At 48.5% G+C, this 26,013-nt stretch carries 21 protein-coding genes; 14 read left to right on the forward strand and 7 right to left on the reverse strand.

What is annotated here, in order from left to right:
• Nucleotides 1-31 precede the first annotated feature (31 nt).
• Nucleotides 32-1,288 carry an ABC transporter permease gene (locus GCE9029_RS12465; protein ID WP_062663576.1) on the forward strand — a complete coding sequence of 419 codons (1,257 nt, stop codon included), beginning with the start codon at nucleotides 32-34 and terminating at the stop codon, nucleotides 1,286-1,288.
• A gap of 10 nt (nucleotides 1,289-1,298) precedes the next feature.
• Complete coding sequence (locus GCE9029_RS12470) at nucleotides 1,299-2,147, forward strand: ABC transporter permease (protein WP_062663577.1); 849 nt, start codon at nucleotides 1,299-1,301, stop codon at nucleotides 2,145-2,147.
• A gap of 149 nt (nucleotides 2,148-2,296) precedes the next feature.
• On the opposite strand, the gene GCE9029_RS12475 is transcribed toward GCE9029_RS12470, so the two are convergent.
• A complete protein-coding gene (locus tag GCE9029_RS12475) occupies nucleotides 2,297-2,644 on the reverse strand; it encodes a DUF6404 family protein (protein WP_002539977.1) in 348 nt (115 codons plus the stop codon).
• 219 nt (nucleotides 2,645-2,863) lie between these two features.
• On the opposite strand from GCE9029_RS12475, the gene GCE9029_RS12480 reads away from it, so the two are divergent.
• The 4 genes from GCE9029_RS12480 to GCE9029_RS12495 all read left to right on the forward strand — a co-directional run bounded on the left by GCE9029_RS12480 (nucleotide 2,864) and on the right by GCE9029_RS12495 (nucleotide 5,898).
• Entirely contained in the window at nucleotides 2,864-3,763 is a 900-nt protein-coding gene (locus GCE9029_RS12480; RefSeq protein ID WP_062663578.1) for an AraC family transcriptional regulator, read from the forward strand.
• Between the two features lie 207 nt (nucleotides 3,764-3,970).
• Complete coding sequence (locus GCE9029_RS12485) at nucleotides 3,971-4,750, forward strand: AraC family transcriptional regulator (protein WP_062663579.1); 780 nt, start codon at nucleotides 3,971-3,973, stop codon at nucleotides 4,748-4,750.
• 143 nt (nucleotides 4,751-4,893) lie between these two features.
• A complete protein-coding gene (locus tag GCE9029_RS12490; RefSeq protein WP_062663580.1) occupies nucleotides 4,894-5,163 on the forward strand; it encodes a hypothetical protein in 270 nt (89 codons plus the stop codon).
• Nucleotides 5,164-5,436: 273 nt separating this feature from the next.
• Nucleotides 5,437-5,898: an Hsp20 family protein gene (locus GCE9029_RS12495; RefSeq protein WP_002539983.1), complete on the forward strand. Its 462-nt coding sequence runs from the start codon at nucleotides 5,437-5,439 to the stop codon at nucleotides 5,896-5,898.
• Between the two features lie 50 nt (nucleotides 5,899-5,948).
• Here GCE9029_RS12495 and GCE9029_RS12500 read toward each other — a convergent pair whose 3' ends face one another.
• From GCE9029_RS12500 to GCE9029_RS12520, 5 genes are all read right to left on the reverse strand, one after another.
• Complete coding sequence (locus GCE9029_RS12500) at nucleotides 5,949-6,404, reverse strand: GNAT family N-acetyltransferase (protein WP_062663581.1); 456 nt, start codon at nucleotides 6,402-6,404, stop codon at nucleotides 5,949-5,951.
• On the reverse strand, nucleotides 6,388-7,074 hold the full coding sequence (locus tag GCE9029_RS12505) for an SDR family oxidoreductase (RefSeq protein WP_062663582.1): 687 nt from the start codon (nucleotides 7,072-7,074) through the stop codon (nucleotides 6,388-6,390). Before GCE9029_RS12505 ends, GCE9029_RS12500 begins: the two co-directional genes overlap by 17 nt.
• A 511-nt stretch (nucleotides 7,075-7,585) precedes the next feature.
• Entirely contained in the window at nucleotides 7,586-8,611 is a 1,026-nt protein-coding gene (gene gbdR / locus GCE9029_RS12510) for a choline metabolism transcriptional regulator GbdR (RefSeq protein ID WP_062663583.1), read from the reverse strand.
• Nucleotides 8,612-8,898: 287 nt separating this feature from the next.
• Nucleotides 8,899-9,813 carry a pseudouridine-5'-phosphate glycosidase gene (locus tag GCE9029_RS12515; RefSeq protein WP_062663584.1) on the reverse strand — a complete coding sequence of 305 codons (915 nt, stop codon included), beginning with the start codon at nucleotides 9,811-9,813 and terminating at the stop codon, nucleotides 8,899-8,901.
• Nucleotides 9,807-10,898, reverse strand: a complete 1,092-nt coding sequence (locus GCE9029_RS12520) for a PfkB family carbohydrate kinase (protein WP_062663585.1) — start codon at nucleotides 10,896-10,898, stop codon at nucleotides 9,807-9,809. The genes GCE9029_RS12515 and GCE9029_RS12520 overlap by 7 nt, the downstream gene beginning before the upstream one ends.
• Before the next feature lie 269 nt (nucleotides 10,899-11,167).
• Here GCE9029_RS12520 and GCE9029_RS12525 point away from each other — a divergent pair, with 269 nt between their 5' ends.
• Genes GCE9029_RS12525 through GCE9029_RS12540 form a run of 4 tightly spaced genes read left to right on the forward strand, consistent with a single transcriptional unit; the run spans nucleotide 11,168 to nucleotide 16,425 of the window.
• Nucleotides 11,168-11,683 carry a formate dehydrogenase subunit gamma gene (locus GCE9029_RS12525; RefSeq protein WP_062663586.1) on the forward strand — a complete coding sequence of 172 codons (516 nt, stop codon included), beginning with the start codon at nucleotides 11,168-11,170 and terminating at the stop codon, nucleotides 11,681-11,683.
• The gene (locus tag GCE9029_RS12530; RefSeq protein ID WP_062663587.1) at nucleotides 11,680-13,278 is read left to right on the forward strand and encodes a formate dehydrogenase beta subunit; all 1,599 of its coding nucleotides are present in this window, start codon (nucleotides 11,680-11,682) and stop codon (nucleotides 13,276-13,278) included. The genes GCE9029_RS12525 and GCE9029_RS12530 overlap by 4 nt, the downstream gene beginning before the upstream one ends.
• Before the next feature lie 18 nt (nucleotides 13,279-13,296).
• On the forward strand, nucleotides 13,297-16,170 hold the full coding sequence (gene fdhF / locus GCE9029_RS12535; protein ID WP_062663588.1) for a formate dehydrogenase subunit alpha: 2,874 nt from the start codon (nucleotides 13,297-13,299) through the stop codon (nucleotides 16,168-16,170).
• 12 nt (nucleotides 16,171-16,182) lie between these two features.
• Nucleotides 16,183-16,425: a formate dehydrogenase subunit delta gene (locus tag GCE9029_RS12540; RefSeq protein WP_062663589.1), complete on the forward strand. Its 243-nt coding sequence runs from the start codon at nucleotides 16,183-16,185 to the stop codon at nucleotides 16,423-16,425.
• A 60-nt stretch (nucleotides 16,426-16,485) separates the two neighbouring features.
• Here GCE9029_RS12540 and GCE9029_RS12545 read toward each other — a convergent pair whose 3' ends face one another.
• Nucleotides 16,486-17,259 carry a siderophore-interacting protein gene (locus GCE9029_RS12545; protein ID WP_062663590.1) on the reverse strand — a complete coding sequence of 258 codons (774 nt, stop codon included), beginning with the start codon at nucleotides 17,257-17,259 and terminating at the stop codon, nucleotides 16,486-16,488.
• Between the two features lie 391 nt (nucleotides 17,260-17,650).
• Here GCE9029_RS12545 and GCE9029_RS12550 point away from each other — a divergent pair, with 391 nt between their 5' ends.
• The 4 genes from GCE9029_RS12550 to GCE9029_RS12565 are packed head-to-tail and all read left to right on the forward strand — an operon-like array spanning nucleotide 17,651 to nucleotide 26,011.
• Complete coding sequence (locus GCE9029_RS12550) at nucleotides 17,651-18,268, forward strand: DUF1449 family protein (protein ID WP_062663591.1); 618 nt, start codon at nucleotides 17,651-17,653, stop codon at nucleotides 18,266-18,268.
• 24 nt (nucleotides 18,269-18,292) lie between these two features.
• Complete coding sequence (locus tag GCE9029_RS12555; protein ID WP_062663592.1) at nucleotides 18,293-20,380, forward strand: flotillin family protein; 2,088 nt, start codon at nucleotides 18,293-18,295, stop codon at nucleotides 20,378-20,380.
• 60 nt (nucleotides 20,381-20,440) lie between these two features.
• Nucleotides 20,441-25,306 (forward strand): DNA repair ATPase, encoded by a 4,866-nt coding sequence (locus GCE9029_RS12560; protein ID WP_062663593.1) that lies wholly within the window; start codon nucleotides 20,441-20,443, stop codon nucleotides 25,304-25,306.
• Nucleotides 25,307-26,011, forward strand: a complete 705-nt coding sequence (locus GCE9029_RS12565; protein WP_062663594.1) for a phospholipase D-like domain-containing protein — start codon at nucleotides 25,307-25,309, stop codon at nucleotides 26,009-26,011.
• Nucleotides 26,012-26,013 lie beyond the last annotated feature (2 nt).

Below are 26,013 nucleotides of genomic sequence, written 5' to 3' on the forward strand. Positions count from 1 at the left end.
TTTTGTTTTTATTTGAAGTTGGGAGAGTCTGGTGCAGGGAAGTCCAGTCAATGAAATAACCACAGCTGATGGGGTATCGCTGAGAGTCAGCCAGCAACGCTCTATCCGTCGCAACAAAATCAGGGCATTTTTATTGGTATCGCCGCTACTGATCTTTTTGCTGGTGGCTTTTGTATTCCCCATCGTTGACATGCTTCAACGCAGTGTCGAAAACCCTGAAGTCTCTACCTATCTTCCGAACACCAAAGCCGCGCTACAAGACTGGAATGGCGAAGAGCTGCCTGGTGAAGAAACCTATGCTGCTTTAGTGCAAGACCTGAAAATCGGCGCTGAAGCGCGCAATATCGGTAAAGTAGCGTCGCGCCTGAACTATGCAAAGTCCGGTATGCGTTCGCTGATCATGAAATCAGCGCGAAAATCCAAACGCCTCAATGAAGGCCCGTACAAAGAAGCGATGGCGAAAATCGATAAGCGCTGGATGGATATTGCCGTCTGGCGGCTGATTGAACGTGAGTCGTCACCTTATACGCTTTCTTACTACTTGAATGCGGTTGACCTTAAATATGGCGATGACGGCAGTATCGTCGCCCAGCCTGAACATCTACAAATTTACAATGCCCTGTTCTGGCGAACGCTCTATATGAGTATGAGCATTACTTTCCTTTGTCTGCTCTTGGGCTACCCAGTTGCTTATTTGTTGGCGAACCTGCCAATGAAACAGGCGAACCTTTTGATGATTCTGGTTCTGCTGCCGTTCTGGACGTCACTTTTGGTTCGTACCGCTACCTGGATTGCGATTTTGCAGCAACAAGGTGTGTTGAATGATCTAATGGTGGGAGCAGGCATTCTGGATGACGAAAACAGAATACAGATGATCTATAACCAGACGGGTACCTTGGTGGCGATGACACACATTCTGCTGCCCTTTATGATCCTACCGCTGTACTCCGTCATGAAAACCATCTCACCGAGTTATATGCGGGCTGCGCGCTCGATGGGGGCGACGCAAGCTATGGCATTCCGCCGGGTCTATTTCCCGCAAACGCTGCCGGGTATCGGCGCTGGCTCGATTTTGGTGTTTATCCTCTCGATTGGTTATTACATCACACCGGCCTTAGTGGGTGGTCAAACGGGTACCTTTATCACCAACTTCATCGCTTACCACATGCAAACCTCACTCAATTGGGGTTTGGCGGCGGCCATCGCTTCCATTCTGCTGATTGTGGTGATCTTGCTGTATTGGGTTTACAACCGCCTTATTGGCGTCGACAACGTGAAGTTAGGGTAAGGGGGAAGTTATGGCATTACCTGAATGCGCCACTACAGGAGAAAAGGTTTGGTATGTGGTGTTTCGCCTGATCTGTGCGGCGATTTTCCTGTTCTTGATTGGCCCTTTGTTGGTCATTATTCCACTTAGTTTCAACTCGGAACCCTATTTTACGTTTACGCCTGAAATGTTGAGTTTTGACCCTGCCGGATATTCGCTTCGCTGGTACGACGATTTCTTCACCTCTGAGGCGTGGCAAACAGCGGTCAAAAACAGTGTGATTGTGGCGATTGCTTCCACCTTGTTGGCGACGGTGCTGGGAACCATTGCGGCGCTGGGGCTTTCCAGCCGTTACATGCCTTATAAAGACGCGATCATGGCCATTCTTATCTCGCCAATGATTGTGCCTTTGATTATCTCCGCTGCGGCGATGTTCTTTTTCTTCTCCCGTTTCCAGCTTACCCAAACCTATGTAGGCGTGATTCTGGCGCATACCGCATTGGGTATTCCATTTGTGGTGATTACTGTGACAGCGACGTTGAGCGGCTTTGATCACTCGCTAACACGGGCTTCAGCCAGCTTAGGGGCGAATCCGGTTCAGACTTTCTTCAAGGTCGTCCTGCCGTTAGTTACGCCCGGGGTTATCTCCGGCGCGCTGTTCGCTTTCATCACATCATTTGATGAAGTGGTCGTAGTGCTCTTTATTGCAGGCCCAGAACAGACGACGCTGCCGATTCAGATGTGGTCGGGAATACGGGAAGAGATCAGCCCAACCATACTGGCCGCAGCGACCTTGCTGGTGGTGCTGTCTATCGCTTTGCTGACAACCTTGGAATTCTTGCGAAGACGCAGCGCGCGAATGCGGGGTATTGAGGAGTAATCATCTCAGCTTATGAAAAACAAAAACACCCGCCTCATGCGGGTGTTTTTGTTTATATCAATATTTGCTAAGGCAGAGAAGCTAATTGAAATAGCTGGCTTGCTGACCACCCATCCCCCTAATCAGGGTGGTCGGCAAACCAGACTGATCTAGATTTCGCCCCAGCTAGGAAGCTGTTTTCTTTTAGCGGAAAGCTTGTACCACGCAGACATCATTACACCGAAAAACAGGCCGGTAACCAGAGATGCGTTAAACGCGTAGCTGAGGGACACGCCGAGAGATTCCCACTGCATAAACCACATGATTAATCCCCACAAGGTACCAAACCACAGGGTACCAAGCAGCGTGTTGATGCTGAACGAACAGAACTGCGGTGGTGGAACTTTCAATCCCAATTTACGCGCAAGACGGTAAATCAAAGGATTGGCGGAAGATGGCAAAAAGCCTTTCTCAGTAAGGACCTCATGTGCACGGTCCAGTTGTTGCTCGAAACTCATTGCTAATCACTATATACAACTCAGTGCGCTCACTATAACCCAAGGGGGACTGGGCTAAAGGAGGATTGGCAGGTTTGGTGACCGTCGTCTCGCCAACGGCAAGTTTTCAGCGCTTTATCGCGATCAGCGTAAAGGTATGCCAGTGTTTTCGTGCTTCATTGTGGCCTCAGTCCAAAGAAATCAGTTAGGCTGTTTGCAAGAAAATAAGGAAGCCTATTCATGCGCGTCGATTATCAAAAGCGGCTGATGCCTGTCATTCGGTATCTGGAAAAACACTTTAACGAACCACTCAACCTGCCCGAAGTCGCTGCTTTGGCAAATCTCTCACCTTATCATTTTCACCGCACATTTAAGGCGGTACAGGGAGAAACGCTGGCAGATTTCATCAGGCGTCTGCGTCTCGAAGCGGCCGCTGATGAGTTGTTTAAAAACAAACAGCCAGTGCTCAACATTGCCCTAGAGTTTGGTTTTTCGTCTTCTCAGAGCCTCGCGAAGGCCTTCCAGCAACATTTTGGCGTGACACCAACGGCCTTTCGCGACTGTGAAGACTACAAGGCATTTTCCGAACTAACACGAAACAGCAAGATTGGACACACGCTGCGCAAGATTGGAAACGAAGCGGAAGTGACTGATTCATATACTGGCTCTGACACATCAACATGGAGCGAGACAATGGAAAAGCAACACTTCGAGCGCTGCAAACTGGCCTATGTCCGTGTGACAGGCCCTTATGGTCAGGGATATGAAGAAGCGAGTGGTCGCCTTTATCAATGGGCGGGTATGAATGGCTTGGCAGGGAACACTTGTATTTTCATTTACCACGATAACCCTGAAATCACCCCAAATGAGAAGTGCAGGACGGATATCTGCCTAATGGTGCCGGATGAGACCGATGTCCCTGCAGGTATTGAGCTTCAGGAGTTTCCCGGTGGCGAATATGCGGTCATGCGCCAGAATATCACGGACTTTAGTCAATACCCCAAAGCATGGGATGACCTGATGGGTAAAGTGATTGAAATGGGCATTGAATCAGATGATCGTCCATGCTTCGAGCTTTACCATAGCTTTGACATGCAAACCCATCATGCTGATGTGAGCTTCTGCACCGCCATTAAATAAACACCTGTCTGTCGCCAACCCGGCATAGCTTTGTTGGGTTGGCTCTGGGTAATCGACCCTCTCACAAATCAGCTTTTTCAAGGATTCTTGCTCGTTGCTTCCTCTTAGCATCAACAATAGTGCACAAAAGTAAACCGAGAGCACCAACACTGCCGTACTGAAATGCTGAAGTTTGTTCTAAATCATTAAGGTATAACGTTAGGCAAAATGGCAGTTATTACTGAGGAAACCCGATTCAATGCGGACGTGCTGCAGGCCCCCATTATTGGTGTTGCGGCACAAGTAGGACGTCACGATTCGGGCATGCACAAGCACAAGAAGCACCAGCTTCTGTTCGCTTCTTCGGGTTGTATGAGCATCAACCTGAACGGATTGTGGTGCGTGTTACCACCAAGCCGTGCAGCCTGGATCCCCGCTGGTACAATACATTGCGCTGTGATGCGTAACGTTGTGGCCTATCGTTCGTTGTATTTTGATGCTCAGGTATCCCAGCACCTTCCGAAAGAGATAAAGATCATCGCGGTTAATGGTTTACTGAGGGAGCTTATCGAGCGCATGGCTTACTGGGAGTGGGAGATGCCGGAAAAAGATCAGCGTGCGATCTTTTCTCTGTTTTGTCAGGAGTTCGGAAGCGCACAGGAAGAACACTTCGCGCTTAAATTACCGTCTGATCGTCGATTAAAGGTATGGCTAGAAGATGTTATGGGGGGCAGAGACCTTCCAGAACCCTTGGTCGAGATGGCAAAAGGTATTGGTGCAAGTGCCAAAACCATCAGCCGCATTTTTACCCGTGAAACCGGCATGCCTTATCAATCATGGCGTCAGCAATGGCGATTGCAGGCATCGATCGAACGGTTGTCTGAAGGAGAAAGCGTGTCAGAAGTGGCGTCTGGACTGAAATTCTCCAGCGATAGCGCGTTTATCAGCTTCTTTAGAAAAATGACAGGCAATACACCCGGAAGGTACCTCAGAGAACCCACCGAATAAGAAATTTACAGTGCAAATTGTTCATTCAATGTAGCGTTACCGTCAGCGTGTCGTTCATATCCATAATTTACTCTGGGTTGTAATGATAACTATTATCATCTAAATTCAGAGTATGTGATAGGAAAATTAGACGGGTGAAGGCAATGGATAGCAAGCACGTTAAAGGCAAAGGAGCCATCGCGGTTCAACAAACAGAAAAAGTGCAACTTGAATTCAGTGTGGAAACACTGGAACGTCTATTCATGAATGGCCAGTTATGCGCAGCGGAATTTAGCTGTTTAAACGCCAACTCGAAGAAAATGGTTCAGGCTCTTTGCCTAAACACTTGCATGCACCGTGTTTGTAACGAAAAATCGCGCGCAGCGCCATTGGAAGAAGGTTTGTTGATAGATAATAAAAACATCAGTTACTGAATTTTTCGTTTGTTGACTTGAATCTTCTTCGGACAGCCCCAATGTTAAAAATTTGTGATTACTTTTCCCTGTTAACAAATAATCCACATTTACAAATTTCATCGATAAATAATCAAGATTTTAAAAGAAAATAGAAAAATTTTTGGTTATTACCCTTGAAAGTGTTTTTGACCGTCTCCAAATATAGTGGTGTAGAGGTTGTGGCGATATTCGTGCAGCCTCTCAGGTAAATATACTAATTGAATTTATTATCGCTTCTTTGGAGGATATATGATGAAAACTATCGATTTGACCCCACTATACCGTAATAGCGTTGGCTTTGACCGTTTTGCCAATTTACTGGATAACGCGTTTCGCGCAGAAAGCGCTGCAGCGGGTTACCCTCCGTATAACATTGAATCGCTTGAAGACAGCAAGTACGCGATAACGCTTGCAGTTGCTGGCTTCACTCAAGAAGAGCTTCACATTAACGTCGAGCGTGGTGTGCTGACAATCCGTGGTGAGAAAGAGAAGGTAGAAGGTAAAAACTACCTGTACCAAGGCATTGCAAACCGTACTTTCGAGCGTAAGTTCAACCTGGCTGACTATGTTGAGGTCACCGGTGCAGATCTGGAAAATGGTCTGCTGAAGATTAACCTTCTGAAAGTTATTCCTGAAGCAATGAAAGCTAAGTCCATTGCAATCAATGGCGGTTCACCTTCTTCTATTGAAAACAAAGAAGAAGTTATTGCTTAATTAAATTTCATGATGTTGCGTTAAATAAAAGGGCTGATTCATTCAGCCCTTCATAGAACTAATTTCATTTTAATATGTTTAATGCCAGTTTTTGGAGAGGTATATACGTAGCCCATTTTATTAAATCCCAACTTTTCATAAAGCGGCATTGCATGCAGGCGTGCACTTAAAATAATACTTTTTGTTAGGTGCTTTTTCGCATTGGCAACCAGTCGGCTAAGCATTGCTTCTCCCAACCCTTTGCGCTGTTGGTCCGGTGAAACCACCATTTGTGATATCTGCATGGTTGAATCATCCCGTTTGGTCAACCGACCATATGCCAGCAATTCCCCGCCACAGATAGCCGCAAGATGTAGGCTGTTATCTTCATCCGCATCAAATAAAACTTCCCAAGGCAGTGCTGCCGGTTCGAAAAACAAACGGTAACGAAGGCTCAAAGCCTGCTGATACTGCTCCGAGTCTGTATTCAGCCAACGATACTCAATGTGCTTACCAAGCGTGTTCATGACCTTCCCAGGTGAAAAATTTGCCACTGTCGTTCATTGTCAGTGACTGTGAGAGTTTTACAATACCTTCTGCGCTCTCTTGCACCGTGATGTCGGCTTCATCACCACCCATATCGGTTTTCACCCACCCTGGATGTACCGGACACACAATAATGCCCTCTGCTTTTAGTTCTAATGCCAGCACCTGCATGACTTTGTTAACGGCAGCTTTAGAACTTCGGTACGCAAACATTCCGATGGACTCACGGCTCAAAGCTCCCATCTGGCTGGAAATAGTCAGGACTTTAGGTGAACGGCTTTTCTTTAAATGACTGAGCAAAGCATTGGTGATGATTAATGGGGCGATGGTGTTAATCTCAAAGGTCTGTTTCCAGCCTTGAACGTCCATATCACTGTAACTCTGATGGTCAGGACCAATAATACCCGCATTGTTCACCAAGACATCAATATGAGTATCTTCAAGTGATGCTGCAAAGGCTTCGATGCTTTGTGAGTCGGTAACTTCCAGAGGGTGGAGCGTTAGTTGATTAGTTCCTTGCAAGAGTGTCAGTGTACTTGGTGGCTCTGGCGAGCGATATGTGGCGATCACTTTATCGCCTTTCGCGAGATATGTTTTCACCAGTTCCAATCCTATTCCACGGGAGGCTCCTGTCACAACAATTGTACCCATCAAATGACTCCTTTCTTGTATGGTGATTTAGGCAGGTTATATGTCATTGAGATGACAAAGGAATGTCTGGAGGCAATTTTTGTCCTGCGTCGCAAAATTCGGTCGGTCAAGATTTAATCACCTAATCTCAATCTATTACGTGTTGCGAAGAAAGTTACCCACAGAAACGGTGGATAACCCTTTGGGTAACGTTGAATTAATACAAACGTCATTATGGAATGTGGCGGTTTGTTCAAAAAGCACGCGGGTTGCGGGGGTGGTGGTTAAACGTTGACCGCTTTATTTTTTACCCAAATTAGTTTTGAACGAAACGAGTTTTGTTATGTGTCTTGATTCTTATCATGTTATTCATTTCGTCCAGATTATCGGCAGGATAGAGAGGGTGAAAAGCGTAGATTTCAGCGCTGAACAAAAATTGAACACTTTATTCCAGAGGATGAGAGGGCTGAATCCGCAGAATAAAAAAAGCCCCGGAAATTCCGGGGCTGATGTTTTGGAAGGGACTCGATGTTTAGCTGGCTATTTGTGCGCTTTCTAGGCTGACGCTGCCGAGTGTTGGCTCTTGGTCTTGGCGCATGCCTACACGTTCTTCCCGCGGCGGGATACCGTAGTAATCGCGATAGCATTTGGAGAAGTGAGGGGTTGAAACAAACCCGCAGGCAATCGAGATTTCAATAATGGATAGGTTTGTCTGGATCAGAAGCTGCTTCGCGCGGCTAAGCCTGAGGTGCAAATAATAACGTGAAGGCGAGCACTGAATGTGCCTCTGAAACAGTCGTTCGAGCTGACGGCGTGAGAGTTGCACTAAGCTGGCAAGCTCATCGATACAGAAAGGTTCCTCCAGATTGGCTTCCATCAGTGAGACAGTTTCGAGCAATTTGGGTTGTGCGGTACCAATCAGATTCCTCAAAGGGATCTTCTGTACGTCTTCGCTGTTTCTAACACGTTCACACATGAACATTTCAGAAATCGCGGCACTCAATTTATTTCCGTGCTCTTTGGTGACCATATTGAGCATCATGTCCATGGGGGCGGTACCGCCCGCGCTGGTCATGCGTTGCTCATCAATAGAGAATAGCTTGTTGCTGACACGCACTGCAGGAAAGGCCTCCTGAAAACCAGCCAGATACTCCCAATGGATCGAACAGGCTTTGTTTTGCATGATCCCAGCTTTTGCCAGAATGAAGCTTCCAGTGCATATAGCACCAATAGTGACGTGCTTACGATCTAGCGAAGCAAGCCAGCTGAGTAGACGTGGATTGGCTGACTTTTCGATGTCCAGACCACCACAGACAATCACGATGTCCAGAGGTTGTTGGGAAGGTATTCCCCCATCAACACCTATCTGTAGTGAATCACTTGCTGATACTGCTTGGCCGTCTTCACTCAGCGTATGCCATTGGTACAGCGTTTCTCCTGACAATTGGTTTGCCATTCGCAATACTTCAATCGCTGAAGCCATTGCCAACATAGTGAACCTATCGCAAAGGTAGAAACCAATGTTAACGGGTTGGCGTAATGAGGATACTGTGCCCATAGGAACCTCTCCATTCTCGGTTTGTTTTAAACCGTCCATGTTTAATTTAGTTACAGCTCTTAGAGATTGGCGCAGTCCAGAACGCAGCTTCTCCCCTATGGGTAGGACAATGTTAATAAAAAGTAAAATTAATTTATTTGAAACACGGACGTCATGAACCAAAAACTCTGATTTGCGACATTTGAAGCGGATTTATCGTATGAAAACGGACACCTTGAGGCCTATTTTCCGGCACTCAAGGTGTTTAGAGGTGTAATCAATTTTGAGGTGGGTTGGAGAAAAACGACTTAATCGCAGTATGCAACCGCGATTTTCGCGGCGAGGGCGGCGTTGTTCAATACCAAGGCAATGTTAGCTTTTAAGCTGTTTCCTGCCGTCTTTTCTGCGACTTTTGCGAGTAAAAATGGCGTGGAATCTTTACCTTTTATGCCTTTAGCATCCATTTCCGCAATCGCAGCGTCGATCACGCTATCAATTTCTTCATTCTTCAGTGCGTGTTCTTCAGGTACAGGGTTGGCAATCACTGCACCGCCTTTAAGCTGCATTTCCCATTTCGCTTTCAGTGCGGCCGCGATGAGTTCGGGACTGTCGATTCGGTAGTCGACACCAAACTGACTTTCGCGCGTATAAAACGCAGGCAATGTTTCAGTGCCATAGCCAATGACCGGCACACCCTTGGTTTCCAGGTACTCAAGTGTCAGTCCCAAATCGAGGATGGACTTGATCCCGGCACACACAACGGCGACCTTGGTTTCTGCCAATTCTTCCAAGTCAGCGGAGATATCAAAGCTGGTTTCGGCACCTCTGTGAACGCCGCCAATGCCACCCGTGGCAAACACACGGATGCCTGCCATATTGGCCAGAATCATCGTCGACGCGACAGTAGTTGCACCATCTGCTTTGTTCGCGACAATGAAAGGAATATCGCGACGACTGGTTTTAATCGCTGACTGACCTTGCTGCCCTAAATACGTGATTTCTTCTTCGCTGAGACCCACTTTTAAACGGCCTTTGAGGATCGCGATAGTGGCAGGAATGGCGCCGTTATCACGTACCGCTTTTTCTACGCGCAGGGCAGTTTCCACATTTTCGGGATAAGGCATGCCATGAGAGATGATGGTCGATTCCAGTGCGACTACAGGTTTGCCTTCAGACAAGGCTTGCTGAACGTCCGGGTGAATGTCGAGATAGGGGTTTAACATAAGGCTTCCTCTAGGCGCTGTTGCACCATCAATTCGGTAATGGTTGGGTTGATGGTTTGCATGTGCTCCATCGTTAACATGGCACAGCCGAGCGCAAAGCGGCACGATTCTGCGTCAGTCAGATTATTCATTTGTCCGTAAACCAATCCGGCGAGAAAGGCATCTCCCGCACCATTTGCGTTGATGACATTGACCTTTGGTGAGCGAATCAAAGCTGTATCTTCAGCGGAGCGATAAAGGATGCCATCTGCCCCCAGGCTTAGAAATAGACGGGTGATGCCTTGTTGAATGAACCAGTCTGCAATGTCATCGATATCTTCATCGGAATTAAGTGGCAAACCCGAAATGGTCTGCGCTTCCAACAGGTTCGGTTTCAGGGTGTGGATATGCTTTAGGTATGGCTTGGCTTTGATGGCTTTGGCGGTCGACACTGTATCTAAATAAATGACCTGATCGTGAAACTTACTAAACAGGTAAGCGAGAACATCGTCGTTGAGGTTGGTGTCGATGATAATCGCCGCAGCGTGTTGGATTAGATCAGTATGTTGGGCGAGTAACCCGATATTCAGGTGATCGAGAATCGACATGTCTGACACCGCGGCCAGCATGTCTCCATGGGCATCCAGTAGAGAAAGATAGGTGGATGTGGTCTGTCCGGTAAGCTGACTGACCGCTTTAACATCGACACCCGCCTTGCGCGTAGCTTCCAGTACCACGTTACCGTAGGCATCATCCCCAACCACTGAGATCAATTTAGTGTCGACGCCTAATCTTGCCAGGTTTTCTGCAATGTTCCGACCGACGCCGCCGGCCGAACCCGTGATTTTTCCGGGGTTGGAATCGCGTTCGACCATCGCCACTTCCGGCTGACCCAGAATGTCCATATTGGTGCCGCCAATCACGACCACATACTGTGGACGGTCAACAATGTAGCCTTTTCCGCGAATCACGCCTTTTCGTGTCATGTTCATGATATGCACAGCCACTGCAGAGCGACTGATATTCAGTTTGTCGGCAATGCTCTGTTGCTGGATGAAGGGATCATCTTTGATCAATTGGAGAATTTCATCTTCGCGCGACGTCATGACACCTAACACCTGTTTGGTTGTTAAACAAATGTTAGTTTTAAATGAGGTGAGTAAACTGTCAATTACTGTTGAGTAATAATTCACCAATGTGTGACGGCACGATTAAAAATTGTATATAAACCAGCCTGTTCGGGATGTCGGTATCTGACCGAATAGGTCGCAAAGGGGCTTTATAAGGTCTCATATCGGGAACAGGAAGGGGAAGGTTTGGCGCTACACTTATCAAAGATGAATACCCAAAGATGTTTGATGAGCAAGGAAAGCCAATGGAAAACAAAGGTCAGCGTAGCGCTTTGACGGAGCAAGAGCGTGCGGTCGTGGCGGAAGCGATCAATTCGCTTAAAGCCAAGCCGGGCGCGTTGTTGCCAGTGTTGCACCACATTCAGCATCAGTTGAGTTATGTGCCTCCGGCATCTGTGCCGATGATTGCGCACGGACTGAATTTGTCCAATGCTGATGTGCATGGCGTGATCAGCTTTTACCATGAGTTCCGTAATCACCCGCCGGGCGGGCATGTCATTCAAATTTGCCGCGCTGAATCTTGTCAGTCGATGGGCTCGCGTGCTCTTGAAACGCACGCCGCCTCAAGGCTAGGTATTGGCTTTCATGAAACGACCAAAGATAACAACTTCACCCTCGAGCCCGTTTACTGCTTGGGCAACTGCATGTACTCACCGTGTGTGAGAGTCGGTGATGATATCCACGGTGAAATGAACGATGAGGCATTCGACGACCTCGTCGATTCGTTGCTCACCCAAGTGATCGAGGTGAAAGCGCCATGAGTTATCGCATCTATATTCCCCTCGACTCTTCTTCTGTTTCCCGAGGCGCTGAGAAAGTCGCACAACGTTTGGCTCATGGTGCCGTCACCAAGGGCGAATCTTTGACCATTGTCCGTAACGGTTCCCACGGCTTGTTCTGGCTCGAACCCATGATTGAAGTGGAGTCGGCTCAAGGTCGAGTGGCCTTTGGTCCGGTTTTCGAAGATGACGTGGATTCGCTATTAGCACTCCGTTTCTTTGCGCCAGATGAAGCGGGCAGCGCTGCGCTGGAGCACCCACTTTGTTTAGGGCTGACCACGGAAATTCCCTGGCTGAAAAAACAACAACGGCTTACGTTCGAACGTGTTGGGTTTGTTGACCCATTAGATGTTGAAGATTACCGCAGTAAAGGTGGGTTCGTCGGGCTGGAAAAAGCGCTGGGTATGAGCACCCAAGAAATTCTCGACGAAGTAAAAACCTCTGGCCTCCGTGGTCGCGGTGGTGCGGCGTTTCCAACCGGCATTAAGTGGCAAACGGTCTCAGACCAACCTGCAGGACGAAAGTATGTGATTTGTAATGCAGATGAAGGCGATTCCGGGACTTTTGCTGACCGCATGCTTATGGAAGGCGACCCGTTCACCCTGATTGAAGGGATGATCATTTGCGCCATCGCTGTCGGAGCTACACAGGGATATGTCTATACCCGATCTGAGTATCCAAATGCCTGCAAGATCTTCACCCAAGCGATAGAAAACGCTTATGCGGAAGGTTATTTGGGGTCAGATATCTGCGGCAGCGGAAAACATTTCGATTTAGAGCTTCGGATGGGGGCGGGAGCCTATATCTGCGGTGAAGAAACCTCACTGATGGAGAGCCTGGAAGGCAAACGTGGTTTGGTTAGAAGTAAGCCGCCGCTTCCGGCCATTGAAGGCTTATTTGGCAAACCTACCGTCATCAATAACGTTATTTCGCTGGCTTCGGTGCCTATCATCCTGTCCAAAGGGGCGGATTACTACAAAGACTTTGGTCAGGGCCGCTCCCTCGGCACCATGCCAATCCAACTGGCGGGGAATGTGAAACGTCCCGGTCTGTTTGAATTGGCTTTTGGCGTGACGATTCGAGAACTTTTGTTTGATTTCGGTGGTGGCAGTAAGACAGGAAAGCCTCTTAAAGCCGTGCAAATTGGTGGACCTCTTGGCGCTTACATTGCTGAACATGACTGGGATACGGATCTGGATTACGAACATCTCGCTGCCCGTGGTGCCATGCTGGGGCACGGCGGCATCGTCGCGTTCGACAATCAAACCGACATGAGCCAGATGGCGCGTTTTGCGATGGAATTCTGCGAGCTGGAATCCTGCGGGAAATGCACGCCTTGCCGTATTGGTGCAGTCCGAGGCGCGGAAGTGATTGACCAACTGCTGGATGCGAAAGGCGATGACAAGCTGGAACGCAAAGAGCTACTGGATGATCTCTGCGAGACCATGGAGCAGGGGTCGCTCTGCGCTATGGGCGGGATGACGCCTTTTCCGGTGAAAAGCGCATTGAAGTACTTTCCAGAAGATTTCGGGCTCACGAAAGATACGGGTGCCCAAGTGAACAGTGGCGGTAAGTAAGCCGTCGAGGAGAAGACAATGGTTGAGTTCTATATTCCCATTGAGCAAGGCAGCAAAGACTTTGGTACGCCTGCTGTTAAAGGCGAAGATGTTAAGCAAATCTCACTGACCATCGATGGCTGGCCAATCTCTGTGCCAGAGGGCACATCGGTCATGCATGCGTCTACCATGCTGAATATTCAAATTCCAAAATTGTGTGCGACCGACTCGCTGGAAGCGTTTGGCTCATGCCGTATGTGTGTGGTGGAAATTGAAGGAATGCGCGGAAAACCCGCCGCCTGCACCACACCCGTTGCTGAAGGCATGGTGGTCACCACACAAAATGAAGCGCTGCGTAAGTTACGCCGTAACGTAATGGAGTTGTACATTTCAGACCATCCACTGGATTGTTTGACCTGTGCGGTGAATGGCGACTGTGAATTGCAGGACATGGCGGGGGCAGTTGGTCTTCGTGACGTGCGCTACGGATTTGAAGGTAGCAACCACCTCAATATGGAAAAGGATACGTCCAACCCTTACTTCACCTTTGATACCAGCAAATGCATCGTCTGTTCCCGATGTGTGCGTGCCTGTGAAGAGATTCAGGGTCAACACGCTCTGACAGTGGAAAGTCGGGGTTTTGAATCCCGTATCGTCGCGGGGTCAGAATCATTTATGGACTCTGAGTGTGTGTCCTGTGGTGCCTGCGTACAAGCCTGTCCGACAGCGGCTTTGACCGAAAACAGCGTGATTGAGCTAGGTACGCCGAGTCATTATCGCGTGACGACCTGCGCGTATTGTGGCGTTGGCTGTTCATTCCGCGCCGAAATGCGGGGTGATGAACTGGTCAGAATGGTGCCGCACAAAGATGGCAAAGCGAATCAGGGACATTCTTGTGTGAAAGGCCGCTTTGCCTTTGGCTATGCAACCCACAAAGATCGCGTGACCGACCCGATGATCCGAGATTCTATTGATGAACCTTGGCGCAAGGTAAGTTGGGAAGAGGCGATTGGCTTTGCCGCAGACAAGATCAAAGCGATCCGAGATAAACATGGCGCAAATGCGCTGGGTGGGATCACCTCTTCCCGCTGCACCAACGAAGAAACCTATCTGGTGCAGAAACTGGTTCGTGCGGGTTTTGGTACCAACAACGTGGATACCTGTGCCCGTGTTTGTCACTCTCCGACGGGTTATGGTCTGAAAACTACGCTGGGTGAATCGGCAGGGACACAGACTTTTGAATCAGTGCAAAAAGCCGATGCGATTATTGTTATCGGGGCCAACCCAACCGATGGTCATCCGGTGTTCGCTTCCCAGCTTAAACGTCGTCTTCGCAGCGGCGCAAAGCTGATAGTTATCGACCCACGCGAAATCGATCTGGTCAATGCAGCGCATGTCCGCGCCCAATATCATCTTCAATTGCGTCCGGGAACCAACGTCGCCGTGTTGAATGCGTTGGCGCACGTCATCATCAATGAAGGGTTGGAAGACAATTCGTACATTGAAGAGCGTTGCGACATGGCAGCGTACAAAAAATGGCGCGACTTTATTGCCGATGAATATCATTCACCCGAAGCGATGGAAAGTGCCACAGGCGTTCCAGCCATGCTGATCCGAGAAGCCGCGCGTATGTATGCCAAAGCCGGAAACGGTGCCATTTACTATGGCCTTGGTGTGACAGAGCACAGTCAAGGCAGCTCAGCGGTCATGGCGATTGCCAACCTAGCCATGGCGACAGGTAACGTCGGTCGTGAAGGGGTGGGCGTGAACCCACTGCGCGGTCAGAACAACGTGCAAGGTAGCTGTGATATGGGCTCGTTCCCGCATGAGTTGCCGGGTTATCGTCATGTGTCAGACCCAGAAGTACGTGCGTTATTTGAGGGTGAATGGGGCGTGCCGATTGATGATGAACCTGGCCTTCGCATTCCCAACATGTTCGACGCCGCTATCGCAGGTCGATTTAAAGGTATGTATGTGCAAGGTGAAGACATCGCGCAGTCTGATCCGAATACCCAACACGTTGAAGCAGCGCTGACATCGTTGGAATGCCTGATCGTTCAGGATATCTTCCTCAACGAAACGGCGAAGTTTGCGCATGTATTTCTTCCGGGTGCCAGCTTCTTGGAGAAAGACGGTACCTTCACCAATGCAGAGCGCCGTATCTCGCCGGTGCGTAAAGTGATGGCTCCGCTTTCGGGCAAAGCCGATTGGGAAGCGACCATGGAGCTTGCCAACGCCCTTGGCTACGAGATGCATTACAAGCATCCTTCCGAAATCATGGATGAAATCGCTAAGCTGACGCCGACTTTCCATGGTGTCAGCTACGAAAAACTGGATGAACTGGGCTCTATCCAATGGCCTTGTAACGATGAAGCGCCGCTGGGTACCCCGACTATGCACATCGGCGGGTTTGTGAAAGGCAAAGGCAGCTTTGTGGTGACGGAATACGTGGCGACAGAAGAGAAGGTGAATAAACGCTTCCCACTGCTGCTGACCACAGGGCGTATCCTCACGCAATACAATGTTGGTGCTCAGACACGTCGTACCGACAACAGCCAGTGGCATCAGGAAGACGTGTTGGAAATTCATCCGTTGGATGCAGAAGATCGTGGTGTTACAGATCGCTCACCAGTTCGGATTGCGAGCCGCGCGGGTGAGATTACCTTGCCTGCGAAAATTAGCAACCGCATGCAACCGGGCGTGGTTTACACCACCTTCCACCATCCGGTGTCTGGCACCAATGTGATCACGACAGAAAATTCGGATTGGGCGACAAACTGCCCTGAATACAAAGTGACGGCGGTGCAAGTCAAAGTGGCAGTAGAACAGGCGGATTGGCAACAACGCTTCCGTGAGTTCGATGAACAGCAACAAGCCCATCTATCCGCAGCGACACAGGAAAGCAGCGATTAATCAGGAGTGAACATGGACGGTGAACTTCATCGTAACGAACGCCTTTACGCGATGGCGAACCAAATCGCTGACAACCTTGAGCATGGCAGAACCGAGCAAGAGACTGTCGACGAAGTCGCTTCCCATATTCGCCGTTTTTGGTCGCGTGATATGAAACAAAGTCTATTTGCAGCGATGGGAAGTGGATTGTTGAACCCTATTGCTGAAAAGGCAGCGGAATTACTGGCAGAGGAATATAAGCTCAAAGCGGGATAATCGCTTGGGTAAAACTAAAATGCCGCGTTACGCGGCATTTTAGATGAACGAAGACGCTCTTTAAGCAACTGCCTCTGCATCTTTCTGTTTTATCACTTTGTGGCCTTCTTCGGTCACGCCATTTTTCCAATAGCTGCTGATGTAAATATTGTCTCGCTCGACGTTTCTTTCATTGCGGAAATATTGGCGTAGTGAACGCATAGAATCGAACTCGCAAGCACACCAGATGGCGGCGTTGCCATTCAGCCATTCTTTTTCCTTAACTTGCTCTGCCAGCGTTTTTTCGCCTTTAACCAGCCAGTCGATTTGCATCCCTTCAGGGGCTTGAATCGGCTGAATATCGTCTTGAGAAAGCACTTCAATGACCGCATGGCCTTTAGCATGTTGAGGTAGCGATGCAATTTTGACAGACAGTGCTGGAAGGGCAGTCATATCAGCAGCCATAAAAAACCAATCGGCTTCTTTGTTGATTTCCTGAATGGTGCCAGGACCAGCAATCGTCATGGTATCGCCAACTTTGGCGTTCATTGCCCAACGAGCGGCATGGCCACAACCACAGTCATCAACCTTATGGCGGACAAAGTCTACTGTGATCGTGTGTGTGCTGAAATCCAACTCGCGGATAGTGTAGGTGCGCATAACAGGCCTTTCGCCCGCTGGAAGTGAACTCAGATCTGTGTTGCCATCCGGCGCAAACATTAACTTGATATATCCGCCTTCGCAGTTGGCAGGAAAGCGGGAAAGTCCTTCACCATGCATCACGATACGCTGCATATTGGGAGTAATGGCTGTGCTTGCTTCGACAGTAAGCTGAATCGGGCTCGGTTTCTTCATTATTCTTCTCTGACTACTTTACTTCACCCTAAAATACGTCGCCTTTAACAATAATTCAATGATAACGATTATCATTTGCGTAGATTTACACTTCTTCCGTTTACTAGTAGTAGACCGAAAGCTTGGTGGGGCGCATTTGTTTAGATATGTAATCTTCCAGTACATCTAATTTAAGTATATTAGTAAGTTAATTCACATCATCGAATTCTTAATATGGTGACAATTGTGTGACAGGTGGAATTTTGAAGCGTTTATTTGAACCGAATCATATAAGAACACGATACTGCTTCAAACGTGTCCAATTCAGGTTAGTCTGGACAAGCTTGTTTAAGCAATTAGACGTCAAAGTAAAACTAAAAAATCATATAACACTTTGTTTAGAGAAGTATAAATGGCAGTTGGTGAATTTCTGGGTATGTTGATGACGTTCCCTACAAGCGTGTTCTTTGTTCCGTTTGTGGTGTTCTTTCTCATTATGCTGGTCGATTTAGTCTTCAACGTAGTGGAAGGTTTTACCGCGGATATCGATCTCTTCGATCTTGATAATCTGCCTGGTTCAGGCCTTCTCCTTCCGCAAGTCCTTTCAAAAGTTCCTCTAATGGTTGCTTTATGCGTCTCGTTTTTCGTGGCAACCGTTATCTCGTTTTATGCATCAGATATCGCTCAAGGTTTTATTTCCGGCTCGATACTCTTGGTTGCAAATATCATCTCTATTCCTCTTGTTGCTTACATTTCTCTGGCGATATCAGCCTGGCTATTGAAGCCTTTGGCTCCATTGTTCGACCGTAAAAAAACGTTTGCGAAGGTGGAATTTATTGGCTTGAAGGGCCGTGTTCATAGCAATGTTGTTAATAGGGAAAAAGGTGAAGTCGTCGTTTTGCATGAAGGAAATGAATTTCTACTCGATGCAATGCTGCAGGATGACAGTTGGATTCAATATGGAGATGAAGTGATCATTGTTTACAAAGATGATGCTTCAGACCGCTACGTCGTAGCAAAAAAAGCTTAATGGAATAATTATCAGGAGTAGGAAATGGAAATTTCCCCAAGCATTATTTTTATCGCCAGTGGCATTGCTGTTTTTCTCATTGTGATGATTTTTATCACATCCCGTTATAAAAAAGTGCGTGGTGAGGGTGACGCGTTGATCGTTAATGGCCTTCATCGCACACGCGCATCTCTCACAGGTACTTTTGTCTGGCCGATCGTTAACCAATTTGAATACATGGATATCACCCGTAAAAAAATCTCTGTGATTCGCAGTGGCCGCAAAGATCAGGAAGGTGAAGAGTATGAAGGTTTGCACTGTCGCGACAATATCCGCGCAGACCTGAAGGTGGATTTCTACATCGGTGTAAACCACGAAGAAGATGACATCATCCGTGTGGCAAAACTCTTTACCGCACATGAAGCTTCGAACCTTGATCGCCTCAAAGAACACTTCCAGCCAAAATTCTCAGAAGCGCTAAAAACCGCAGTAAAGCAGTTTGAATTTGAAGAGCTGTTAACCAACCGCCGCGCTTTCCGTGATGCGGTTGTTGATGTCATCGGCAGTGAAATGGATGGCTTCAAAATTTACGACGTGGTTATCGACAAAGTTGACCAGACTGCGCTGGATGCCCACAGCCCTGACAACATCCTCGATGTTGAAGGTATCCGTAAAATTTCAGCTATTACTGCGCAGAAAAATACTGAAACCAACGCTATCCGTCAGGATGAGCGTACAACGATGAAAAAGAAAAACGTCGAAGCGGAAGCAAACCGTCTGCAACTCGACAAGCAAGAGCAGGAGTCTATAGCCCGCACCCAACGCGAAGTAGATATTATCAAGGCGCAGGAAGAGGCGCTTGCGTCAGAAAAACGCGAAGAATATGAACGTGTCACGCAGCTTGCGAAGTTGGAAACGCAAGAGGAAGTGGCGAAGAAGCGTGAAAGTGTGGAAATGGAAGTGGAAATGACGCGTATCGCCAACCAGCGTCAGGTCGCTATCCAACAAGAAGAACTCAACCGTTCAGTCGAAACAGAGAAAGTACGCACGGCATCTGAAGTTGCTGAACGCGAAATGCAGAAAGAGACCACGGTGGAAGAAGCGCTGAAATCAGTCTCTGAAACACGTTCACAGCGCGTAGAAATTGAACGCAAGATTGCCCGTGAAGAAGAAGAAACGGAAAACCTGCGTGTTAACGAGCGTGTTGCCCGTGAAAAACGTGTGCGTCTGGTTGAAGCGGAAGCTGCCGCAGAAGCCAAGCAGCTTGAATCGCTGGTGGCGGCTCGTACAGAGAAAGAAGCGGCGAAAGAGCGCGCAGAACGCTTGTTGATAGAGAATGAAGCAGAGCTGAAAGTGAAGACGCGTGATGCAGAAAATGCATTGGCAGTGAAGACGCGAGAAGCAGAGGCAGACCAAATCGTAACGACAAAACGTGCTGAAGCTGATTATGTGGCGAAAGAGCGCGAAGCCGCAGCAAAAGAACGCATGGCTCAAGCTGAGAAAGAACTGATCAGCGCAACGGGCTTGGCAGAAGTAGAAGTTGACCGTGAGCGTGCACAGGCGATTAAAGAAACTGGTGAAGCGGAAGCCTTTGCCCTGCAAAGTGCAGGTGAGGCAGAAGCGCAAGCGTTGCGTGCGAAAGGCTTGGCGGAAGCCGAATCTCAAACTGCACGTTTTGAAGCGGCTCAACAGTATGATGACCATACGCGCGAACACGACAAGTGGGTTATGCAACTCCAGCAAGACAAAGAGCTGGAAATCGCACGTATCGAAGCGCAGAAAACCGTGGTTAGTGCAAATGCGCAGGCATTGGCAGAAGCACTGGCGAAAGCAGATATCCGTCTGTTTGGTGGTGAAGGCATGGAGCAGATCCGCCGTACCATCATGGATGCCTCAGCCGTCGATGCGAAATTTGAGCAGTCTAAAGTGCTAAACCCATTGGTTTCTGAGTACGTTGATGGTGAGCGTAGCTTGCCAGAAGATCTGAAAGCGATTCTGGAAAACACAGACTTGAAGAGCAGTGATTTAAGCAATGTCGCTTTGGCGAGCTTGCTGAACTCGCAAGGTGGTGCGACTGAGCTTCTGAAGAAACTGCAAGGCACACTGGAGCCATCGTCAGACAAAAATTCGTAACACCCTCAATTACTCTCACAGAGTCCCGCTTCATTGGAGGCGGGATGAATAGGTATTAGCATGTCAGAGTCGACTCAAAAAGCTGTGAGTGAAGGTGGTGCATATGAAGTTCTCAAATCCCGCCTGTCCCAACAGGGCAACCAGCTAAAAACTCTTTCCCAGTCATTCAATCAAACTCGCCAGACCGTATTCGGTGGTCAGGAACTCAAGCTCGTCGGCAAAGCTAATGTGCAGACCGATGCGAAGTGTATTCCTATCGACATGGCGCAAGTGAACCAGCAGCTATTGTTTGGTTACCACGTACAGGTCGGTATGAAGGCATCGCCATCGCTGGACGATGTTTTTGGCCTTTATCAGCTGCACGAAAATGACGGTACGTTCCGTGTAGAGCCACTCCCCATTGAAAGCAGCTTTCTCGGTGATCAGCGTTTTGTTCATGAATTTACTGAGCTGTTCACCTACTACCGTGATGCGCGCCTTTCCCAAATCTCCCGTCAAGAAAGCATTCTTTATATCGCTTTTCAGATAGGTAGCCGTCCTGAAGACCGTAAAGTGTTTCGCTTCCAGCTAAAAACAGATGCTGTGGAGTACATGGATTCCTATGGGCATGAATCGCTGGAAAGCACTGTTCAACACGACTTTGATTGGATTGCGACAAACCGCGATGACCACGTGCTGGGAGAACACCCGCATGTGTCTATTCGCGACAAGCTGTTTGTGGAATGTGTGGGTGGTGACCTGACCATTAAGGTTGAGGACAACACATCCGAAGGCAAGGGAATTTACCGCGAAGAAGTTGAAGATGCGCACCAAAGTGTGGCAGATGCGCAAATCGATTATGCCTTTGTCGGCGATTTAATCGCCCTTCGCGTTAAGCCTAACCGTGAAAAACACAGCCGCTATTTTCTTTTTAACCCGCTTAACCAGTCGGTCACCCGCGCAGATGCATTGGGCGTCAGTGCTAAAGCGCTGCCGGAAGACCACGGTGTGCTTTATGCCAACGGCTATGTACTGGCTAACGGCGAACGCAAGCAGTTTGACTTTCCTTCAGGTCATTTGAAATTCTTCCAGAAAATCGTGTCACCCAATGGTGAGGACATTCTGTATTTCTTTTTCAATGCGGTTGATGGCTATTACGTCGCGTATACCTACAACCTGATAGAAAAGAAATTTGAGGCACCCATGGAAAGTCATGGTTATAGCCTGTACCCAGATGGTCGCTTTCTTGTGTTTCAGCTTTCTGAAAACGCAGAAGCGTCAACGATCCACCCCTTACGGATCTGGGATACGCCGTTCTCTACACCAGAGCACTACGCAAGTGTGAATGCGCAGTCAGATGGAAGCAGTCCGCTGTTCAATTTGGGTAATGCAGAACTTGTTAGGGCGCTTTCTTCTGTACTTTCGATTTGTCAGTTAGCCCAGACAGAAGAAGTCACACAAGCAGCTTATGAAATGCTATTGAAGCAATGTCAGTCAACGCTCGACCACTACACCTGGTTGGGCCATGAATATGCCCTGGGTATTGGCTCTGCCATCAATGAGTTGATGGGCACCGCCGACAAAATCATTGATGAATTTGCCAAGGTGCAGCAACTGCAGCAGCATGCCGCGCAAAGTATTGAAGCGCAGCAGACTATTGTTTCTGACCTCATTGGTAAAATTAAACTGGCACCAAAAGAGCAGGCGAATACCTTGCTCAGCCTCTTGGCCGAAGTGAAAGGTCAGGTTGGTGCAGTCATGGCGCTTCGACAGCAACACTACATTGATGAAGCCCGAGTCGATGAACTGCAAACACAATTAGAGGAACAGCGCGAAAGCTTAAATCTTCAATTGCTCAACCTGCTTCAGGAAGAAAAGGCGTACGTGCCGTTTAAGAAGCAAATTCAGAGTATCGAGGAGCAACTGGAAACGGTAGATAAAACGGCTGAAATCCAGAAGCTGCAAGAGCAGGTCGACACGCTCCGCAACGAACTCCAACTGGTGACGGAAGAAGTTACCGACATTGAAACGGACGATCCCACACAAGCCACGCGCATTCTGGACTTGACGACCGAAGTATCGTCGATGCTGAATACGGTATCGGCCAAGCTGCGTTCTAAATCTCAGGGGTTACAGAGCGAAGAAGCGCAGGCGGAATTCAGCGCCCAGTTTAAGCTGCTTAGCCAATCCGTCAGCAGCGCGATGGAGCAGGCGTCAACACCAGATGAGTGTGACAACCAACTCGCCAAGCTGGTGGGACAGCTAGATAAGCTGGAATCCCGTTTTGCGGATTTTGACCAGTTCCTCGCGGAAATCTATGCCAAACGTGATGAAATCCAGTCAACGCTCGACAACCACAAACAGCAGCTGATTTCAGCGCAGCAACGCCGCGTACAGAACCTGTTGCAGGCCGCGAATGTCACCATGGCAAGTATTGAAAAGCGGGTGGAACGCTTTGATGATGTAGCAGGCTTGAACAGCTACTTCGCTACCGATGCCATGGTACTCAAGCTTCACCAGCTGTCCCAAACCATTCGAGACTTGGGCGACAGTGTTAAAGCGGATAGTGTCGATTCCAAGCTCAAATCACTACAAGACCAATCCCTTCGCTCTCTTCGCGATAATCAGGACATTTTTGAGCAAGGTGGCAAGGTTCTACGTCTGGGTAAACACAGGTTCAGCGTGAACCAACAGGCACTGGATCTCAGCCTAGTAGAGCATGATGGGGAGCTTTCGACCCATATTTCTGGAACGGATTTCTATCAAGCGGTTGAAGATGAGAAGTTTCTTGAGCTGCAATCCTTTTCCCGCTTGGACGTGACATCGGAAAGTGATGACGTCTACCGCGCGGAATATCTGGCATACCTCATTTTGTATGGTGCAGAGAATAATCAAGACGGATTGAATCTCGACGATCTGTATGCGGCTCAAAAAGGCAGTGCACTGGCTGAACGTGTACAGAAGTTTGCCGCACCTCGCTATAAAGAGGGGTATGTGAAAGGCATCCATGACAACGATGCCACGCGTATTCTGGATAAGGTTCTGCCTATCTATCAGCAAGCGGGTTTATTACGCTTCAGTCAAAGCGCTCGCTCCGCTGCGATTCGATGGATGTTGGCGCAAGATACCGACATCTTGAGTGCTTTTCGCCAGCAAGCCAATAACGCGCAACTGCTGAGAGAGCACCTGAATTCAGGCGATGCTTATCAGCAACTCCAAAAACAGCTGGCGACTGAGCTCGCAACTGAACAAAGTGATGAAGCCGCAGATTTCTTGGTTAACTTGCTTGGCCAGTCTGATTTAAGCATCGATGTCAGTCAGGATGCGTTGAGTCTGTATGAGGATTATCTTCAATTCCGCCGCAGTCTGGGTTGGCAAGCCGGAGGTGCTGATATTGAGTCAGCATACTCTGACCACCTCCAGTGGCTTACCGCATACACTCATAAAAAGGGCTACGGGCAAGCTTTTGTGGTTGAAGCTGCAACCATTGCCGTTCTGAAAGCCTATTCAGAGTTCAATATCTGCAGTGTCGATTTCTCATTGGTTGCTGATGTGGAAGGAATGCTGGGTGAACATGACCGTATCGAGAAAGGGCAGCTGCGTATCGTGCTGGACGACTTTATCCAGCGTAACGAGCACCACCGATGCAAAGTCGTGCCGCAGTTTGAAGCCTATCTCAGCCAACGTACCTTACTGTTGAACTCGGCTAAAGAAGATTTCCGTTTGAGCGAGTTCAAACCTCGCCCTCTGACGTCATTTGTTCGAAACAAATTGATAAGTGAGAGTTACCTGCCCCTTATTGGCGATAACTTTGCCAAACAGATGGGCACACTGGGCGATAAGAAACGCACTGACTTGATGGGGATGCTGTTACTTATTTCCCCTCCAGGTTACGGTAAAACGACTTTGATCGAATACGTGGCGCACAAACTTGGGCTCGTATTTATGAAAATCAATGGCCCGTCTATTGGTCATCAGGCAACTTCATTAGACCCAGCAGATGCGCCTGATCAGAATGCTGCCCGCGAAATAGAGAAGATCAACCTTGCCTTTGAAATGGGTAACAACGTGCTTCTCTACCTCGATGATATTCAGCACACACACCCTGAATTCCTCCAGAAGTTTATTTCATTGTGTGATGGTACACGTCGAATTGAAGGAACGTGGAAAGGGAAAACCAAGACCTATGATATGCGTGGTAAGAAATTTGCCGTGGTGATGGCGGGTAACCCTTACACAGAAAGCGGTGAATCGTTCCGTATACCCGATATGCTAGCTAACCGTGCAGACATTTATAACCTTGGCGACATGCTGTCTGATCAGAAGCAAGCCTTTGAGTTGAGTTTCATTGAAAACTCACTCACGTCGAACTCTGTGCTTGCGCCGCTGGCAACCCGTGACCTGAACGACTTATATCGTTTCGTGCGAATGGCAGACGGTGAAAGTATTGCACTCAGTGAGATGAGCCACGCGTATTCTGCGACGGAATCCAACGAAATTATCTCAACGCTTCAGAAGTTAATGGCCGCTCAGCAAACTGTGCTGAAGGTTAACCAACAGTATATCAAGTCTGCTGCTACGGCTGATCAGTACCGCGTTGAGCCGCCATTCAAGCTGCAAGGGTCTTACCGGAACATGAACAAACTGGCGGAGAAGATTTCGTCGGTAATGACGGACGATGAGTTGTACACCATGTTGCGGGATCACTATCAAGGTGAAGCGCAGACGCTCGCAGCAGGAACGGAAGAAAACTTGCTTAAGTTGGCTGAACTGCGCGGTGATATGACGCCTGAACAGAAAGCACGTTGGCAAGAAATCACCGACGGTTATCAGCGTCAGCAAATGATGGGCGATTCAGAAGATCGTGCAGGCCAGGTTGTACAGCAACTCGCCATGTTAAACCAACACGTTGCGCGCTTTGGTAGCGACTCCCAAGGAGGGGAATAAGTGAACCGACAAAAATGGTCGGCGTGGCTTGAAGCCTCGCTGGAAGATTACCGCCTCGACGACAGCGAGCGCAGAACCTTACAAGCTGAGTTAGCAGAGTCTGTGCTCAGTGATGAAGACAGATCTTACTTACGCAATCTGAGCTTCAAGCTGGTTCAGAAAGAACTTGCTAATCAGGGAGATGCGGCAGCATTGGTACGTTGGTTAGAACGCGTTATCAAGGTGCTGGATAATGTAATTAATGCGAATTCAGCACAAACCGCGACAAGCTGGTTTTCACCGGGACGAACCTGTGCTTCAGGCATCATCGAACAGTTGAAGTTAGCGAGAAACACCATTGATATCTGCGTATTCACCATTGCAGATAATGACTTAACCAAGCATATCCTTGATGCCCACGAGCGTGGAGTGAAAGTGCGTATTGTCACTGACAACGACAAAATGAACGACAAAGGCAGCGATGTGGAGTATCTCGCAGAGCAGGGTGTTTCCGTCAAAATTGATACGACTCAGTACCATATGCACCATAAGTTTGCAATATTTGATGGGTGCCGTTTGATCAACGGCAGTTTCAACTGGACCCGAAGCGCCTCAAAATATAATCAGGAAGACATTACACTTACGGACGACCGCAGATTTGTTGCTGCGTTCAGTCGACAGTTTGAACAGCTGTGGCAGAAATTCCCCTGCCTGATGCCGTCCTAAAT

The organism is Grimontia celer (assembly GCF_900055185.1).
In the GTDB taxonomy this organism is placed as follows: domain Bacteria; phylum Pseudomonadota; class Gammaproteobacteria; order Enterobacterales; family Vibrionaceae; genus Enterovibrio; species Enterovibrio celer.

What these genes read in the sequence shown, in the direction of transcription:
- GCE9029_RS12470 (WP_062663577.1), top strand. Translation starts at nt 1,299, where the DNA reads ATGGCATTACCTGAATGCGCCACTACAGGAGAAAAGGTTTGGTATGTG.
- GCE9029_RS12475 (WP_002539977.1), bottom strand. Translation starts at nt 2,644, where the DNA reads ATGAGTTTCGAGCAACAACTGGACCGTGCACATGAGGTCCTTACTGAG.
- GCE9029_RS12480 (WP_062663578.1), top strand. Translation starts at nt 2,864, where the DNA reads ATGCGCGTCGATTATCAAAAGCGGCTGATGCCTGTCATTCGGTATCTG.
- GCE9029_RS12485 (WP_062663579.1), top strand. Translation starts at nt 3,971, where the DNA reads ATGGCAGTTATTACTGAGGAAACCCGATTCAATGCGGACGTGCTGCAG.
- GCE9029_RS12490 (WP_062663580.1), top strand. Translation starts at nt 4,894, where the DNA reads ATGGATAGCAAGCACGTTAAAGGCAAAGGAGCCATCGCGGTTCAACAA.
- GCE9029_RS12495 (WP_002539983.1), top strand. Translation starts at nt 5,437, where the DNA reads ATGAAAACTATCGATTTGACCCCACTATACCGTAATAGCGTTGGCTTT.
- GCE9029_RS12500 (WP_062663581.1), bottom strand. Translation starts at nt 6,404, where the DNA reads ATGAACACGCTTGGTAAGCACATTGAGTATCGTTGGCTGAATACAGAC.
- GCE9029_RS12505 (WP_062663582.1), bottom strand. Translation starts at nt 7,074, where the DNA reads ATGGGTACAATTGTTGTGACAGGAGCCTCCCGTGGAATAGGATTGGAA.
- gbdR (WP_062663583.1), bottom strand. Translation starts at nt 8,611, where the DNA reads ATGGGCACAGTATCCTCATTACGCCAACCCGTTAACATTGGTTTCTAC.
- GCE9029_RS12515 (WP_062663584.1), bottom strand. Translation starts at nt 9,813, where the DNA reads ATGTTAAACCCCTATCTCGACATTCACCCGGACGTTCAGCAAGCCTTG.
- GCE9029_RS12520 (WP_062663585.1), bottom strand. Translation starts at nt 10,898, where the DNA reads ATGACGTCGCGCGAAGATGAAATTCTCCAATTGATCAAAGATGATCCC.
- GCE9029_RS12525 (WP_062663586.1), top strand. Translation starts at nt 11,168, where the DNA reads ATGGAAAACAAAGGTCAGCGTAGCGCTTTGACGGAGCAAGAGCGTGCG.
- GCE9029_RS12530 (WP_062663587.1), top strand. Translation starts at nt 11,680, where the DNA reads ATGAGTTATCGCATCTATATTCCCCTCGACTCTTCTTCTGTTTCCCGA.
- fdhF (WP_062663588.1), top strand. Translation starts at nt 13,297, where the DNA reads ATGGTTGAGTTCTATATTCCCATTGAGCAAGGCAGCAAAGACTTTGGT.
- GCE9029_RS12540 (WP_062663589.1), top strand. Translation starts at nt 16,183, where the DNA reads ATGGACGGTGAACTTCATCGTAACGAACGCCTTTACGCGATGGCGAAC.
- GCE9029_RS12545 (WP_062663590.1), bottom strand. Translation starts at nt 17,259, where the DNA reads ATGAAGAAACCGAGCCCGATTCAGCTTACTGTCGAAGCAAGCACAGCC.
- GCE9029_RS12550 (WP_062663591.1), top strand. Translation starts at nt 17,651, where the DNA reads ATGGCAGTTGGTGAATTTCTGGGTATGTTGATGACGTTCCCTACAAGC.
- GCE9029_RS12555 (WP_062663592.1), top strand. Translation starts at nt 18,293, where the DNA reads ATGGAAATTTCCCCAAGCATTATTTTTATCGCCAGTGGCATTGCTGTT.
- GCE9029_RS12560 (WP_062663593.1), top strand. Translation starts at nt 20,441, where the DNA reads ATGTCAGAGTCGACTCAAAAAGCTGTGAGTGAAGGTGGTGCATATGAA.